Annotated in this window: 13 protein-coding genes; 6 read left to right on the top strand and 7 right to left on the bottom strand. The window is 60.5% G+C overall.

Annotated elements, in window-relative coordinates; all coding sequences use genetic code 11:
* Nucleotides 1–5 precede the first annotated feature (5 nt).
* Nucleotides 6–2,699: an aconitate hydratase AcnA gene (gene acnA / locus LCM4573_RS09880; RefSeq protein ID WP_071006109.1), complete on the bottom strand. Its 2,694-nt coding sequence runs from the start codon at nt 2,697–2,699 to the stop codon at nt 6–8.
* A gap of 261 nt (nt 2,700–2,960) precedes the next feature.
* On the opposite strand from acnA, the gene ccmA reads away from it, so the two are divergent.
* The 5 genes from ccmA to LCM4573_RS09905 are packed head-to-tail and all read left to right on the top strand — an operon-like array spanning nt 2,961 to nt 5,835.
* Nucleotides 2,961–3,608 carry a heme ABC exporter ATP-binding protein CcmA gene (gene ccmA, locus LCM4573_RS09885; RefSeq protein WP_071006110.1) on the top strand — a complete coding sequence of 216 codons (648 nt, stop codon included), beginning with the start codon at nt 2,961–2,963 and terminating at the stop codon, nt 3,606–3,608.
* Nucleotides 3,605–4,264: a heme exporter protein CcmB gene (gene ccmB, locus LCM4573_RS09890; RefSeq protein WP_071006111.1), complete on the top strand. Its 660-nt coding sequence runs from the start codon at nt 3,605–3,607 to the stop codon at nt 4,262–4,264. Before ccmA ends, ccmB begins: the two co-directional genes overlap by 4 nt.
* A 44-nt stretch (nt 4,265–4,308) precedes the next feature.
* On the top strand, nt 4,309–5,067 hold the full coding sequence (locus LCM4573_RS09895; protein ID WP_071006112.1) for a heme ABC transporter permease: 759 nt from the start codon (nt 4,309–4,311) through the stop codon (nt 5,065–5,067).
* A gap of 4 nt (nt 5,068–5,071) precedes the next feature.
* A complete protein-coding gene (gene ccmD / locus LCM4573_RS09900; protein WP_071006113.1) occupies nt 5,072–5,245 on the top strand; it encodes a heme exporter protein CcmD in 174 nt (57 codons plus the stop codon).
* On the top strand, nt 5,242–5,835 hold the full coding sequence (locus LCM4573_RS09905) for a DsbE family thiol:disulfide interchange protein (protein ID WP_071006114.1): 594 nt from the start codon (nt 5,242–5,244) through the stop codon (nt 5,833–5,835). The genes ccmD and LCM4573_RS09905 overlap by 4 nt, the downstream gene beginning before the upstream one ends.
* Here LCM4573_RS09905 and LCM4573_RS09910 read toward each other — a convergent pair whose 3' ends face one another.
* The 5 genes from LCM4573_RS09910 to dapF are packed head-to-tail and all read right to left on the bottom strand — an operon-like array spanning nt 5,836 to nt 10,896.
* The gene (locus tag LCM4573_RS09910; protein ID WP_071006115.1) at nt 5,836–6,423 is read right to left on the bottom strand and encodes a DUF2585 domain-containing protein; all 588 of its coding nucleotides are present in this window, start codon (nt 6,421–6,423) and stop codon (nt 5,836–5,838) included.
* On the bottom strand, nt 6,420–7,070 hold the full coding sequence (locus LCM4573_RS09915; protein WP_071006116.1) for a septation protein A: 651 nt from the start codon (nt 7,068–7,070) through the stop codon (nt 6,420–6,422). Before LCM4573_RS09915 ends, LCM4573_RS09910 begins: the two co-directional genes overlap by 4 nt.
* Before the next feature lie 55 nt (nt 7,071–7,125).
* Nucleotides 7,126–8,691, bottom strand: coding sequence for a signal recognition particle-docking protein FtsY (gene ftsY / locus LCM4573_RS09920; protein WP_071006117.1), 1,566 nt, complete (start codon nt 8,689–8,691; stop codon nt 7,126–7,128).
* Between the two features lie 16 nt (nt 8,692–8,707).
* On the bottom strand, nt 8,708–9,982 hold the full coding sequence (gene mtaB / locus LCM4573_RS09925) for a tRNA (N(6)-L-threonylcarbamoyladenosine(37)-C(2))-methylthiotransferase MtaB (RefSeq protein ID WP_071006118.1): 1,275 nt from the start codon (nt 9,980–9,982) through the stop codon (nt 8,708–8,710).
* On the bottom strand, nt 9,979–10,896 hold the full coding sequence (gene dapF, locus LCM4573_RS09930; protein WP_071006119.1) for a diaminopimelate epimerase: 918 nt from the start codon (nt 10,894–10,896) through the stop codon (nt 9,979–9,981). Before dapF ends, mtaB begins: the two co-directional genes overlap by 4 nt.
* A 211-nt stretch (nt 10,897–11,107) precedes the next feature.
* Here dapF and LCM4573_RS09935 point away from each other — a divergent pair, with 211 nt between their 5' ends.
* Nucleotides 11,108–13,051 carry an elongation factor G gene (locus LCM4573_RS09935; RefSeq protein ID WP_071006120.1) on the top strand — a complete coding sequence of 648 codons (1,944 nt, stop codon included), beginning with the start codon at nt 11,108–11,110 and terminating at the stop codon, nt 13,049–13,051.
* 16 nt (nt 13,052–13,067) lie between these two features.
* On the opposite strand, the gene LCM4573_RS09940 is transcribed toward LCM4573_RS09935, so the two are convergent.
* Nucleotides 13,068–14,150, bottom strand: a complete 1,083-nt coding sequence (locus tag LCM4573_RS09940; RefSeq protein ID WP_071006121.1) for an MBL fold metallo-hydrolase — start codon at nt 14,148–14,150, stop codon at nt 13,068–13,070.
* Nucleotides 14,151–14,388 lie beyond the last annotated feature (238 nt).

The following is a 14,388-nucleotide window of genomic DNA, read 5'->3' on the forward strand; positions in this document are numbered from 1 at the left end:
GAAGCTTAAGCAGCCAGATCGCGAAGAAYGGTCTGCAGAATACCGCCGTTGTTCATGTAGGTGACCTCATCGAGCGTATCGATGCGGCAAAGGATGTTGATTTCCTTCACCTTGCCGTCGCCATAGGTGATCTTGGCCGTCTTCCACTCACGCGGCTTGATGTCACCTTCCAGGCCTTCGATGGTGACCACTTCATCGCCCTTGAGATCAAGCGAAGCCCAGGTCGTGCCCTCTTCGAAGACGAAGGGCACGACACCCATGCCGACCAGGTTCGAGCGGTGGATGCGCTCGAAGGACTGGGCGATCACGGCCTTCACCCCGAGCAGATTGGTGCCCTTGGCAGCCCAGTCGCGCGAAGAACCGTTGCCGTATTCGACACCGGCGAAGATGACGAGCGGAACGCCCTCTTCCTTGTACTTCATGGCGGCGTCGTAAATCGACATCTCTTCCTTAGACGGATAGTGGATGGTGTAGCCACCTTCCCTGCCGTTCGGACCGAGCATGAAGTTGCGGATGCGGATATTGGCGAAGGTGCCGCGCATCATCACTTCATGGTTGCCGCGCCGCGTACCATATTGGTTGAAGTCGGCAACGCCGACGCCGTTTTCCGTGAGATAGGCACCGGCCGGAGAAGCAGCCTTGATCGAGCCGGCAGGCGAAATGTGGTCGGTGGTGATCTTGTCGCCGAAGAGACCAAGGACGCGGGCGCCCTTGATATCCTTCAGGCCCGAGCCCTTCTTGCCCATGCCTACGAAGTACGGCGGATTCTGCACGTAGGTCGACTTGTCGTCCCAAGCATAGGTCTGTCCCGTCGGAGCATTGACGGCCTGCCAGTGCTGATCACCCTTGAAGACGTCGGCATACTTGCTCTCATAGAGTTCRCGGGTGACGTATTTCTGGATGAACTCCTGCACTTCGTACGAGGTCGGCCAGATGTCCTTGAGGTAGACCGGATTGCCGTTCTGGTCCTCGCCGATCGGCTCCTTGGTCAGGTCCTTCTGGACAGAGCCGGCGAGCGCATAGGCGACGACGAGCGGCGGCGAGGCGAGATAATTGGCCTGGACGTCCGGCGAAATGCGGCCTTCGAAGTTACGGTTGCCCGAGAGGACGCCGGCAACGATCAGGCCCTTGTCGTTGATCGTCTTGGAGATCGGCGCCGGCAGCGGTCCGGAATTGCCGATGCAGGTCGTGCAGCCGAAGCCGACGAGGTTGAAGCCGAGCTTGTCCAAATCGGCCTGAAGACCGGACTTGGCAAGATATTCGCCGACGACCTGAGATCCGGGCGCCAGCGAGGTCTTGACCCACGGCTTGGTCTTCAGGCCCTTGGCAACGGCGTTGCGCGCGAGCAGCCCGGCGGCAATCAGAACCGATGGGTTGGACGTATTGGTGCAGGAGGTGATGGCGGCAATCGCAACATCGCCATGGCCGAGGTCGAAGCCTTCGCCTTCAACCGCATAGCGGTTATCGAGCTGACCAGGCTTCTTGTAATCGGCGTCCATCGAGCCGGCGAAACCGGATGCGATGTTTTCCAGCGCAATGCGGCCTTCCGGGCGCTTCGGGCCGGCCATCGACGGCACGACGTCTCCGAGGTCGAGTTCCAGCGTATCGGTGAAGACGAGATCGGAACCGTCGCCTTCGCGCCACATGCCCTGTGCCTTGGAATAGGCTTCGACCAGCGCGATGCGGTCCTTGGTGCGGCCGGACATGTTGAGGTAGTTGATGGTCTCGCCATCAACCGGGAAGAAGCCGCAGGTCGCGCCATATTCCGGGCCCATGTTGCCGATCGTCGCGCGGTCGGCGAGCGGCATATTGTCCATGCCGGGACCGAAGAATTCGACGAACTTGGACACGACGCCCTTCTTGCGCAGCATCTGCACGACGGTAAGCACCAGGTCGGTCGCCGTGACGCCCTCCTTGAGCTTACCGGTCAGCTTGAAGCCCACGACTTCCGGCAGGAGCATGGAAACGGGCTGGCCGAGCATGGAGGCTTCGGCTTCGATACCGCCGACACCCCAGCCGAGAACACCGAGACCGTTGATCATCGTGGTGTGTGAATCGGTGCCAACGCAGGTGTCGGGATAGGCGACGGTTTCGCCGTCTTCCTCATTCGTCCAGACCGTCTGGCCGAGATATTCGAGGTTGACCTGGTGACAGATGCCCGTCCCTGGAGGAACGACGCGAAAGTTCTTGAAGGCCTGCTGACCCCATTTCAAGAAGCGGTAACGCTCGCCGTTGCGCTGGTATTCCAACTCGACATTCCGGGAAAATGCCTGCGGCGTGCCGAATTCGTCGACGATGACCGAGTGGTCGATGACGAGGTCGACCGGAACCAGCGGATTGATCTTCTCCGGGTCGCCGCCGAGCGCCTTGATGCCGTCGCGCATCGCCGCAAGGTCCACCACAGCCGGAACGCCGGTGAAATCCTGCATCAGCACGCGGGCCGGGCGATAGGCGATTTCGCTTTCGACCTTGCCCTTGTTGTTCAGCCATTCGGCCACGGCAAGAATCTGGTCCTTGGTAACGGAACGACCGTCCTCGAAGCGCAGGAGGTTTTCGAGCAGCACCTTCATGGAAAAGGGAAGCTTGGAAACACCCTTGAGCCCGTTCGCCTCGGCCTTGGGCAGGCTGTAATAGACATAGTCCTTACCGCCGACAGTAAGGACGGAGCGACAATTGAAGCTGTCGAGAGATTTGGCCACGGAAAATAACCCCGCTGATAYTAAGAGCCAACACGCGCGTGCGGACGCCTATGCACTTCATGCACATCAGGATGCGGGTGCGACCATTTCCGCTGTCCGCACGAGAAGATTTTTGATGTCTTCAGGTTCGGCGCTAGGTGGAAATCACGCCGGCCGCTGGCGTGGTTGCACCGCTTATAGATAATTTCTAAGAAGGGTTCCAGACACCATTTTGAAGATTTTTCACATCCGACAATCAAATTTCAAACGAAGGCGAGGAGCATGCGGCTAACAGCCGAAAACATCGCGGCAAGACGCGGCGAAGACCTGCTTTTTGCCGAGGTCTCCTTCACCTTGACGTCAGGTGAAGCACTCATCTTGACCGGCCGCAACGGCACGGGAAAGTCCACGCTGCTGCGGGTTCTCGCGGGCCTGCTTAGGCCGGAGAAGGGGAACGTTTCCTGGTTTTCACAACACGCCGAGGCAGGAGCACGCGCCTGCGAGGCCTGTCACTATCTCGGCCATCGCAACGCCATGAAGGCCGAACTTACCGTGGCCGAAAACCTCTCCTTCTGGAAAAACTTTTTCGGCGATTTCCCAGGTGGAACCGGCATCGCGATTCAGCACGCGGCCGAAGCGGTGGGCCTCCAGGAAATCCTCCATCTGCCCTTCGGATATCTTTCTGCCGGACAGCAACGGCGCATGGCCTTCGCAAAGCTGCTACTGTCCTATCGTCCCRTGTGGCTGCTTGACGAACCCACAGCAGCAGTCGATTCGGGCGCTGAGGCAATCATCACCGCTCTCATTGGAAAACATCTCGCGCATGGAGGTGTCGTGATCGCGGCAACTCATCAACCTCTCGGACTGGCGAATGCGCGGGAATTGCGGATGACAGGATTTGCCGGTGTCGGCGAGGGGATGTGGCGATGACCGACCTCCTCCTCCGCGATCTCAAACTCGCCGTTCGTGCCGGCGGCGGCGCGCTCATCGGCGTATTGTTCTTCCTAACCGTCGTGGCCGTCATTCCATTCGGCGTCGGCCCGGATCTCAATCTGCTTTCCCGCATCGGTCCGGCGATCCTATGGATCGGTGCATTGCTTTCCGCCCTTCTCGGGCTGGACCGGCTGTTCCAGACTGACCGCGAGGATGGTTCGCTCGACCTAATGCTTATGCAGGAGCATCCGCTGGCCCTGACGATACTCGTCAAATGCGTCGCACACTGGATCGCGACCGGCCTGCCCCTCGTCCTCGCTGCGCCTCTGCTCGGTCTTTTCATGAACATGAACGAAGTCGCTATCGGTGCGGTGATGCTGACCCTGCTCGTCGGCTCCCCGGCCATCACCTTCATCGGTGCGGTCGGCGCGGCAGTCGCGGTGGCACTGCCGCGCGGCGGACTGCTCGTCTCGATCCTCGTACTGCCGCTTGCCATCCCCGTGCTGATCTTCGGCGTCAGCGCTTCCTATGCAGCGGTGGAGGAGCCCGCCCCGTTTATGCCGCCTTTCCTGATATTGATCGCGCTCACGATGTTTTTTGCGGTACTTGGACCGGTTGGCGCCGCACTGGCGTTGAAGAATGCCGGTGATTGATTAGGATCAGAGCGTCCGGCGCCATCCTAGCGCAGAAAGAATCCATGACTGAAAGCCTTGCTATCACGAAAATCAGCGATCTCGCCAACCCGACGCGGTTCCTCGCGCTGGCAGCGCGTATTCTGCCTTGGATGGCAGGAGCGACCGCATTGCTCTTCGCAATCGGACTCTACCTGAGCTTCACGACCGAAGGCGACTATCAGCAGGGCGACACGGTCAGGATCATGTATGTTCATGTGCCTGCCGCCTGGCTGTCGATGATGTGCTACACGGTCATGGCGATCTCGGCGATCGGAACCCTCGTATGGCGTCATCCGCTGGCGGATGTGAGCCACAAGGCTGCAGCGCCGCTGGGCGCAGCCTTCACGCTGATCGCGCTCGTCACGGGTTCTCTCTGGGGCAAACCGATGTGGGGTACCTGGTGGGTCTGGGATGCCCGTCTCACGTCCGTCTTCGTTCTCTTCCTCATGTATCTCGGGCTGATTGCACTCAATCGCGCTCTGGATGATCCCTCGCGTGCCGCGCGTGTCAGCGCCGTGCTCATCCTAGTCGGCTTCGTCAACATTCCGATCATCAAGTTCTCGGTCGACTGGTGGAACACGCTGCACCAGCCGGCAAGCGTCGTCCGATTGGACGGACCGACCATCGACGCGGAGTTTCTGTGGCCCCTTCTCATCATGGCAGTGGCTTTTACCCTGCTCTTCTTCACCCTGCATATAGCGGCGATGCGCAACGAAATCTGGCGTCGCCGCGTGACCGCACAGCGCCGCATGGCCGCGCGCATGGCGGGAAAGGAAGAGTGACCTCATGAGCCATACCTTCTATATCGCGATGTCCTATGGCCTCACCGCGCTGGTCGCCCTCTGTCTGATCGGCTGGGTGATGCTCGACGGCCGCGCACGCAAACGGGAACTCGCGGAACTGGAAATGTCCGGCATCCGCAGACGTTCGGCGCCCCACTCCGCGGGAGAGACAAGATGAGTCTCGAGACCGGCACGCCTGTCCRCAGGAGCTACGCCCGTTATGCGCTGGCGATCATTCCGCTCGCTGTCTTTGCGGGTTTCGTCGCCGTCGCCGGAAAGATGCTCTACGACCAGGACGTCAACGGTCGCGATGTCTCCGCGATCCCCTCGGCACTGATCGGCAAGATCGCGCCGCCGCTTTCGCTGCCTCCTCTCGAGGGTTCGGGAACCGCGCCGCTCACCGACGCTGCGATCAGGAACAAGCTGACGCTCGTCAACGTCTTCGCCTCATGGTGCGTGCCCTGCAGGCAGGAACACCCGATCCTCAAGGAGCTCGCAAAGGACGATCGTTTGACTGTCGTCGGCATCAACTACAAGGACCGCAACGATAACGCCTTGCGCTTTCTCGGGGAGCTCGGAAATCCCTATGCGGCGATCGGCGTCGATCCGAACGGCAAGGCAGCGATCGATTGGGGCGTCTACGGTATCCCGGAGAGCTATCTCGTCGGGCCGGACGGGACCATTCTTTACAAGAAGGTCGGCCCCTTCGACGAGCGCAGCCTCACCCAGGAGCTGATGCCGGCGATCGAGAAAGCAGCCGGAGGCTGACTACAGTGCCCCCTGCCATTCGCGTATGGCATCGATCGGCCAGATCAGCATCAGCACGTTGAGGGTCAGATTGTCCCGGATGATCCATCCGGTCATGAGTTCGAAGCCGACAGCGATCAGAACCGTCACCCATACCGGCAGGCGCGCGGCGGCAAGAAAGCCGAGAACCATGAAGATCGTATCCATGGCGGAGTTCAGAATGCTGTCTCCGCTATAGCCGAGCGCCATAGTGGCGGTGCGATAGCGGTTGATCACCATGGGCGTGTTCTCGGCGATCTCCCAGGCAGCCTCGATCAATACCGCCAACGATAACCGCGCCGTGAGCGGCGCACTTCGAAGCAAGAGAAAGCCGAGGCCGTAGAATAGGAAGCCATGGATGATGTGCGAGGGTGTATACCAGTCGGAGAGATGCTGGGAATTGCCGCTGGAATTCACCTCGCCTTCCCAGAGCTTCACGTAGCCGCACTCGCAGATCGGAATACGCCCCATCGCGTGGAGAACGATGATCTGAAGGACAAAAAGAACGACCGCTGCGATGAGCCAGCGTCGTGACAACGAACGACTTTCGGCTAAGCCGTCGATCGTCACTTTTCGGCCTCCGCAGTCGGCTCGCTCACCGTGTGACGCATCACGAGCGGCATCTGCGCCAACGTGAAGGCAATGGTGATCGGCATGGTCCCCCAAACCTTGAACATGACCCAGAAGTCGTCGGAGAAGTTCCGCCAGATGGCCTCGTTGAGCACCGCCAGGAACAGGAAGAAGACGCCCCAGCGGAAGGTGAGCTTCTTCCAGCCTTCCTCGTCGAGCTGAAATGCGGCGTTGAACACATAGCCGAGCAGCGACTTTCCGAAGAAGAGGCCGCCGAGCAGGACCACGCCGAACAGCGAATTGACGATCGTGGGCTTCATTTYGATGAAGGTTTCGTCCTGCAGCCAGATCGACAGCGAACCAAAAACCATAACGACCACGCCGGAAACGAATGGCATTACCGGCAGATGGCGGAAGACGATCTTCGAGATGACGAGAGAAATGATCGTGGCCACCATGAAGAGCGCCGTTGCGATCAGCAGCGGACCACCGATTGCCGAAAGCGCCGGAACTTTCTCCAACAGCCATTCGCCGCGCAGGTTTGCAAAGAAGAAGACGAGCAGGGGACCGAGTTCCAGGGCCATCTTCAGGCCCGGATGATGCTTTTCTTCCCTGGTCGGCGTGACATCGCTTTCCATCGTCTGCATGGTTCCCAAATTCTCCGGCTTCATGTGAGCAAAGCCCAACAGCCATTCTGTGGCATCAATGCGTCAAACCCGCAATCGCCTTGGCAAAATCGTCGGCCTCGAACGGCTCCAGATCGTCGACGCCTTCGCCGACCCCGATGAAATAAACCGGTAGCTTGTGCTTAGCCGCAATCGCCACGAGGATGCCGCCGCGGGCGGTGCCATCGAGCTTGGTCATGATGAGGCCGCTGACGCCGGCGACGTTGCGGAATATTTCGACTTGCTGGAGGGCGTTCTGACCGGTCGTGGCGTCCAGCGTCTGGAGCACCGTATGCGGCGCGTCCGGATCGAGCTTGCCGAGCACGCGAACGATCTTTTCTAGTTCCGCCATCAGCTCGGTGCGGTTCTGGAGACGGCCGGCGGTATCGATGATCAGCACGTCCGATTTCTTCGCCTTTGCCTGCTCGTAAGCATCATAGGCAAGCCCAGCGGCATCCGCGCCGAGCTTTGTGCCGATGAAATCGGAGCCGGTGCGCTCCGCCCATATTTTGAGCTGCTCTATTGCCGCCGCGCGGAACGTATCGCCGGCGGCAAGCGTGATCTTCAGGCCGGCGCCCGACAGTTTCGCGGCAAGTTTGCCGATCGTCGTCGTCTTGCCGGTTCCATTGACCCCGACTACCAGAATGACATGCGGCTTGTGCGACAGATCGAGTTGCAACGGTTTGGCGACCGGCGAAAGCACCTTTGAGATTTCCGCTGCCATGATGCGCGAGACATCCTCGCCCGTCACGTCCTTGCCGTAGCGCTCCGAGGACAACGCGCCAGTAACGCGCATTGCCGTCTCTACGCCGAGATCGGCCTGGATCAACAGATCCTCCAATTCCTCCAGGGTATCCTCGTCCAGCTTCCGCTTGGTGAAGAGCGCGGTGATCTGACCGGTAAGCTGTGAGGACGTGCGGGCAAGTCCGGCGCGCAGCCGCTGGAACCAGGAAAGTTTCGGCGCGGGCGCCGCGGGTGCCTGCGCGGGTTCCGGGCGGGCGGAGGAGAAGCCCTTCGGGAGGACGGGTTCGATGGCAGCCGCTTCTTCTAAAGGGATACCCCCCTCTGTCCTCCCAGACATCTCCCCGTCAGGAGGGGAGATTGGCAGAACGGCGTCGTCCTGCCCTGTATCGAAAGCTGAGTCACTTAGGCCATTGGAGTGAGTCTTTTCCGAATACGGCTCGTCATCCTCCGGGCGATCTTCCGCCTTGAGGGGGAGATATCCCGAAGGGACAGAGGGGGGCGCTTCGGTGGACCCGATGCCCTCCTCAGCCTCGGCTTCCGCCTCCAGCAGTGAAAGCGGCACCATGCCGATCTCGGGTGCATTCTCGATCCCCGGAAGGACCGCGGATGGCTCGTCTTCAGCGTCATCGGCTGGGCCGGCATCCTCGGAAGTCGCATCATCTGCAGGTCCGCCCGCGGTCTCCATCTCGGTCGGAGAAACAGGGTCGATCGACGATACCGGTAATTCTTGGTCCAGCTTCGGTTCGAGTTCCGTCTCGACCGTGCCCGGCTCCTCCGGCTTTACGCCCTCCTGCGCCTGTTCCTCGATCGGCTTTTCCTTGCCGAATGTGAAGACCTTCTTGATGAAGCTCAATGCCATGAAAAACCTGTTCCGGTTACGCTGCGAGCGCAGGCGCGACCTGCATTTCCAGATGCTTGCCGTTGTGGCCGGTAATCACCACCCGCTTGAAATCACGGGGCGGGAGGTCAGGCGCTGCCACCAGCGAGAAATTCTCGGTATGCGCAAGACCATTGTTCTCCACCAGGATCATCTGGTGCGTTCCGACCATTCTGTCGAGATGCGCGCGATGCAGCGCTTCGCCCCGTGCCCTCAATCGTGACGCGCGGTCCTTGACGAGGGCCCGGCCGAGCTGCGGCATGCGAGCCGCCGGCGTTCCGGGCCGCGGGCTAAAGGGAAAGACGTGCAGGAAGGAGATGCCGGCCTCTTCCGCAAGTGTTGCGGAACTCTCGAACATCTCTTCCGTCTCGGTCGGGAAACCGGCGATCATATCCGCGCCGAAGATCATGTCCGGGCGCAATCGCCGTGCCTGTTCGGTGAAAGCAAGCACATCTGCGCGAGAATGGCGGCGCTTCATGCGCTTCAGGATCAGGTCGTTGCCATGCTGCAGCGACAGATGAAGATGCGGCATGAAGCGCGGCTCGTCAGCGATCAGATCCCACAAATGCCTGTCCGCCTCGATGCTGTCGATCGACGACAGCCTTAATCTGAGAATATCGGGCACCTGCTTTAAAATGGTCTTCGCCAGATATCCGAGCGACGGCTGTCCTGGCAGATCGGCGCCATAGCTGGTGGCATCGACGCCCGTCAGCACGATCTCGCGATAACCGCTTTCGGTAAGTTTTCGAGCTTGATCGACCACCGCGCCCATCGGCACAGAGCGGGAGTTTCCGCGGCCATAAGGAATGATGCAGAAGGTGCAGCGGTGATCGCAGCCATTCTGCACCTGGATGAAGGCCCGCACATGCCCGTCGATATGCTTCACCATCTGCGGCGCGGTGGCCTTCACGCTCATGATGTCGTTGACGCGGAGCTTCTCTTCCGCCGCCACGCCGAAATCCGGAAGCGCTCGATAGGAGGTGCTCCTCAGCTTCTCCTCGTTTCCGAGAACGGCATCCACTTCCGCCATTTCGGAGAAGGTATGTTTCTCGGTTTGCGCCGCGCAGCCGGTGACGATGATGCGGGCATGCGGATTTTCGCGCCGTGCGCGGCGGATCGCCTGGCGTGCCTGACGCACCGCCTCGCCGGTGACGGCGCAGGTATTGACGAGCACGGCATTGTTGAGCCCGGCCTTTTCCGCCTCGGCCCGCATCACTTCGGATTCATAGGTATTGAGGCGACAGCCGAAGGTGATGACTTCGACGCCACTCAATTGACCCGAGCTCCCTGTTCATTGTCGTGAGGCTCTTCGTCGCGCGTGAAACTGCCGGTCATGGGGTTCACCTTGCCGGACCATTCCCATTCGGCCGGACCGGTCATCACGACATGATCATCATCCCGCCATTCGATGACGAGCGGTTGGCGAACCGGGCTGGAGGCGACGTCGATTGTCACCCGCCGGCCGGTGCGGCCCGTGCGTGCAGCTGAAACCGCAGCCGCACATGCGGCCGAACCGCAGGCAAGCGTCAGGCCGGCTCCGCGTTCCCAGGTGCGGGTCCGTAGCGATACGGTCGAAGTGACCTGCGCGAGCGTGATATTCGCCTTTTCCGGAAACATCGGATGGTTTTCGAGAAGCGGGCCAAACCGCTCGAGATCAAATCCCATCGGATCGCTGGTCACCCAGAAGATTGCATGCGGATTTCCCATCGACATGGCGGAGGGCGAATGGAGGACCGGATCGTCGATCGGGCCGATCTGCAATTCGATGCGGCTGGTATCGAAGAATTCTTCGGCCAGCGGAATACGGTTCCACTCGAAGACGGGTCTGCCCATGTCGACCGAAATCATCCCGTCCTCGTGCTCGACCGCATTGAGGATGCCGGCGACCGTCTGGAAGGTGAAGGCCTTGCGGCCGGTCTCGGCGGCGAGCGCCTGAACCACGCAGCGCGTTCCGTTTCCGCAAGCCTGGGCCTTCGTGCCATCGGAATTCAGGATGTCGATCCAGGCATCGGTGCCGGCAGCCTTTGGATCATGGATCGCCATGATCTGGTCAAATTGCGTGGCCGCATTGGCATTCAACGCGATCGCCGCCTCCGGCGTGACCATATCGGTGCGGCCGCGCATGTCGACGACTAGGATCTTGTTACCAAGCCCGTTCATTTTCGCGAATTCGACCGTTGCACTCATGGAAGCCGTTTCGTCTGTAGTTTCGGCCTATATGGCGGAAATGCGTTGGAAATACCAGTGGGAGCAAAGGAAAGCGGCCGCAGCTTCCCATGACTGGACCTCTCGATCGCCTGCCTCATATTTAAGAATGATTGCAATTATCTGGCACTTTACGCCGGATAGGAGCATTCTTGTCATTCGGACGCGTGCTTTTGGCAGGGGAGGATCGCCGATGCGCTGCTTCACGGTACTGGGACCGTCACAGACGGGCAAATCGACACTTGTCGCGAAACTGGCCTCGTTGGAAGGCACCCCCAAAAAAACAAGCTCTCCCTACAATCTGAACCTCCTCGAATTCCAATTCATCGGCGAAACATGGTGCGCACTCGATACCCCCGGCGCTAACGAGGCGCTGGCCGTCGCGCAGGATGCACTGCTGGCGAGCGATGTGTGCGTTCTCTGCGTCTCGCCTTCTCCCGACGATGCCGTTCTGGCAGCACCCTATCTGCGCGTCATCGAAGCTTCGGGCACTCCGTGCGTTCTCTTCGTCAACCGGATGGATGAACCCCGCGGGCGTCTGCGTGACGTAATCGCCGCGTTGCAGGCCTATTCGAACCATCCCCTTGTTCTCCGGCAGGTGCCGATCCGCGAGGGTGACAAGGTTGTCGGGAGTTGCGACCTGATTTCGGAACGGGCTTGGCGTTACCGGGAGGGCCAGCCATCCGCGCTGATCGAACTGCCCCAGAACACCGTCGAGCGGGAACATGAAGCGCGCACCGAGATGCTGGAGCAGCTTTCCGAATTCGACGACTGGCTTTTGGAAGAGCTGATCGAGGACCGCGAACCGGCAAGCGATGCACTGTTCACGATCGCTTCGCGCATTCTGAAGGAAAATCGGGTCATCCCCGTCATGTTCGGTGCAGCTTCTCATGCGAACGGTGCCATGCGCCTGATGAAGGCGCTCCGCCATGAAGCGCCGCCGGTCGCCGTCTTGCAAGCCCGCCTTGCCTCCGGACTGGAAGATGAAAAGCTTTCCGCCGTGAGCTTCCACGCGTTTCATCGGGCGAATGTCGGGAAAATGGTCCTTATCCGCTCGCTTGTCGAGGGTCTGAAACAGGGCGCGGCACTCGGCGGCGCCGGGTTGGGACCGATCCAGGAAAACGGCAATGGCAAGGCTGCCGGCGAGGCCGGCTCCGTCTTCGCGGCGGTCAAATCCGACCATGTTCCCGTTCCATCGCTTTTGACGTCCGGCCGGGCAATCGAGCCACCGGATTGGGCGATGCCGCCGACACCGATGCTGGAGCGAATACTGGTTCCGAGCAGCGAGCGTGATGAGGCCAAGCTGTCCGCGACGCTGGCGAAACTCACGGAAACCGATCGCGGTCTGAAGGTCACGCAGGAAGAAGGCACCGGCGCTCTGCTGATTTGCGCGCAAGGTCCGGTGCATCTGCGTGAGCTTCGCAAGATGCTTTCGGAGGTTTTCCGGGTTGAGGTGGCCGAGCGCGCGCCCAACCCAGTCTACCGGGAAACCATTTCAAAGCCCTCCAACGTGCATTACCGTCACCGCAAGCAGACGGGCGGCGCCGGCCAGTTCGCCGATGTCCATCTGAGCGTCAGGCCGAACGACCGCGGCCAGGGCTTCGCGTTCAGGGAAACCGTCAAGGGCGGYACGGTTCCGCGAAACTACATACCCTCCGTGGAAGCCGGAGCCCGCGAAGCCATGGAGAAGGGGCCGCTGGGATTTCAGGTCATCGATATCGACGTGACCTTGACCGACGGACAATATCACTCCGTCGACAGTTCCGATTTCGCCTTTCGCGCGGCCGCGAAGATGGGCGTGCGCCAGGCCTTGTCCGAGGCGTCGGCTGTTCTGATGCAGCCGGTGATCCGCGTCGAGATCCATATACCCTCGGTCTTTTCCGGCGGCATGGTGACCCTCGTCTCATCGCTCAAAGGGCAGGTGCTCGGCTTCGACCGGGACGAGAACGCAAAGGGATGGGATATCTTCCGGGCGCTCGTTCCCGGCGGAGCACTGGAGGAACTGGCGCGGTCGTTGCGTGCCGCCACGCAGGGCATTGGCTACTATTCCAAGACTTTCGATCATTTCGAGGAGCTCTACGGCAAGGAGGCGGACGCCATCATCAACGCCCACGGCTCCGGCGCGCATTCAGGCTGACCGCGGCGTCGGACGCTCAAACATGCGCCGCCGGCACCTCGAAGACCTCGCCAGGCCGCATGGGGCGGAAACGTTCGCGGGAGATATTTCGCGCCTCGAGCGCCGCATGAAGTGCGGTTACCGGCTCCTCGATACCCTCGTCGGTGAGCTTGAAAGTACCCCAGTGATGGCCCGCGACGAAAGCCGCCTCGCAGGCAAGCATGCCTTCGACCGCCTCCTCCGGATTCTGGTGCTGCGCACGCATGAACCACCGCGGCTCATAGGCGCCGAAGGGGAGGTTGGCGAGCCGGAAAGGCCCATGCTTTTCCCGCGCGGCCCGATAGTTGATACCCTGATGAAAGCCCGTATCGCCGATATGATAGATCTTGCCCGCCGGCGTTTCGATAACGAAGGCAGCCCAGAGCGCCATGCGTCGGTCCCCCAGCCCTCGCGCCGACCAGTGATGGCAGGGCTCGCAATGGAGTTTCATACCGGACGCCATCTCGATGGCATCACCCCAATCCACCACCGTTATCTTCGCATCGGCCACTCGGCTGCGAATGATCGCGTCGTTTCCCAACGGGGTGATGAAGTGCGGCTTGTCGCGGTCCTGCAGGACCCAGAGGGTCTCCAGATCCAGATGGTCGTAATGATTGTGCGTGACAATCACCACGTCGATCGGCGGCAGGTCGCCCATGCGGACGCCCGGCGGATTGATGCGCTTCGGGCCGGCGAAGCGGAAGGGGCTYGCCCGCTCATCCCATACCGGATCGGTAAGGATGTTGAGGCCCGCGACCTGGATCAGCATCGAGGCATGACCAACCATGGTGACCACGATACGGCTGCCCTCCACCCGCGTTTCCGGAACGGCTTGAGGAAACGGGCTCGGAAAGCTCTCCGGCCAGGCAATGTTGCCGCCGCCAAGCTTCCAGCGTAGCAGGTTGAAAAAGCCGCTCGGCTCTTCCCCATTGGGATTGAAGAAGAGTTTTCCGTCAAAGTGATCGGAAATGGGACCGGAATAATATTTGTTGGCCGCCATGGCGCCTCTCGCGGTAAAGCCGCCCGTGATCGCCACGAGCACACCAATGCCTGTCCATTTCAAGAATGAGCGACGCTTCATGTTTCATTTATTAGAAGCTGCCGCACACCTCTTCAAGCGAATGGTCGAGGAGCACGGAAATGTTATGAAGCCCTGTCTCCCTTGACTTTGGCTGCCTTTTCCTGTTTAAGCCCGGCGATCTGCTGACAAGTCGAGAACTTGAAGCCGCCGACCGGGACCCGCAAAGGTATAAAGAGATCCCGGAGGTCAACACCCGACAGCGCGTCGCGCCCTCGGGTGCTTTTTGGCTTTGCGTCTT

The sequence above is a fragment of the Rhizobium sp. LCM 4573 genome (assembly GCF_001854865.1).
Taxonomy (GTDB): Bacteria; Pseudomonadota; Alphaproteobacteria; order Rhizobiales; family Rhizobiaceae; genus Neorhizobium.

What these genes read in the sequence shown, in the direction of transcription:
- ftsY (WP_071006117.1), bottom strand. Translation starts at nt 8,691, where the DNA reads ATGGCATTGAGCTTCATCAAGAAGGTCTTCACATTCGGCAAGGAAAAG.
- ccmD (WP_071006113.1), top strand. Translation starts at nt 5,072, where the DNA reads ATGAGCCATACCTTCTATATCGCGATGTCCTATGGCCTCACCGCGCTG.
- LCM4573_RS09895 (WP_071006112.1), top strand. Translation starts at nt 4,309, where the DNA reads ATGACTGAAAGCCTTGCTATCACGAAAATCAGCGATCTCGCCAACCCG.
- dapF (WP_071006119.1), bottom strand. Translation starts at nt 10,896, where the DNA reads ATGAGTGCAACGGTCGAATTCGCGAAAATGAACGGGCTTGGTAACAAG.
- ccmB (WP_071006111.1), top strand. Translation starts at nt 3,605, where the DNA reads ATGACCGACCTCCTCCTCCGCGATCTCAAACTCGCCGTTCGTGCCGGC.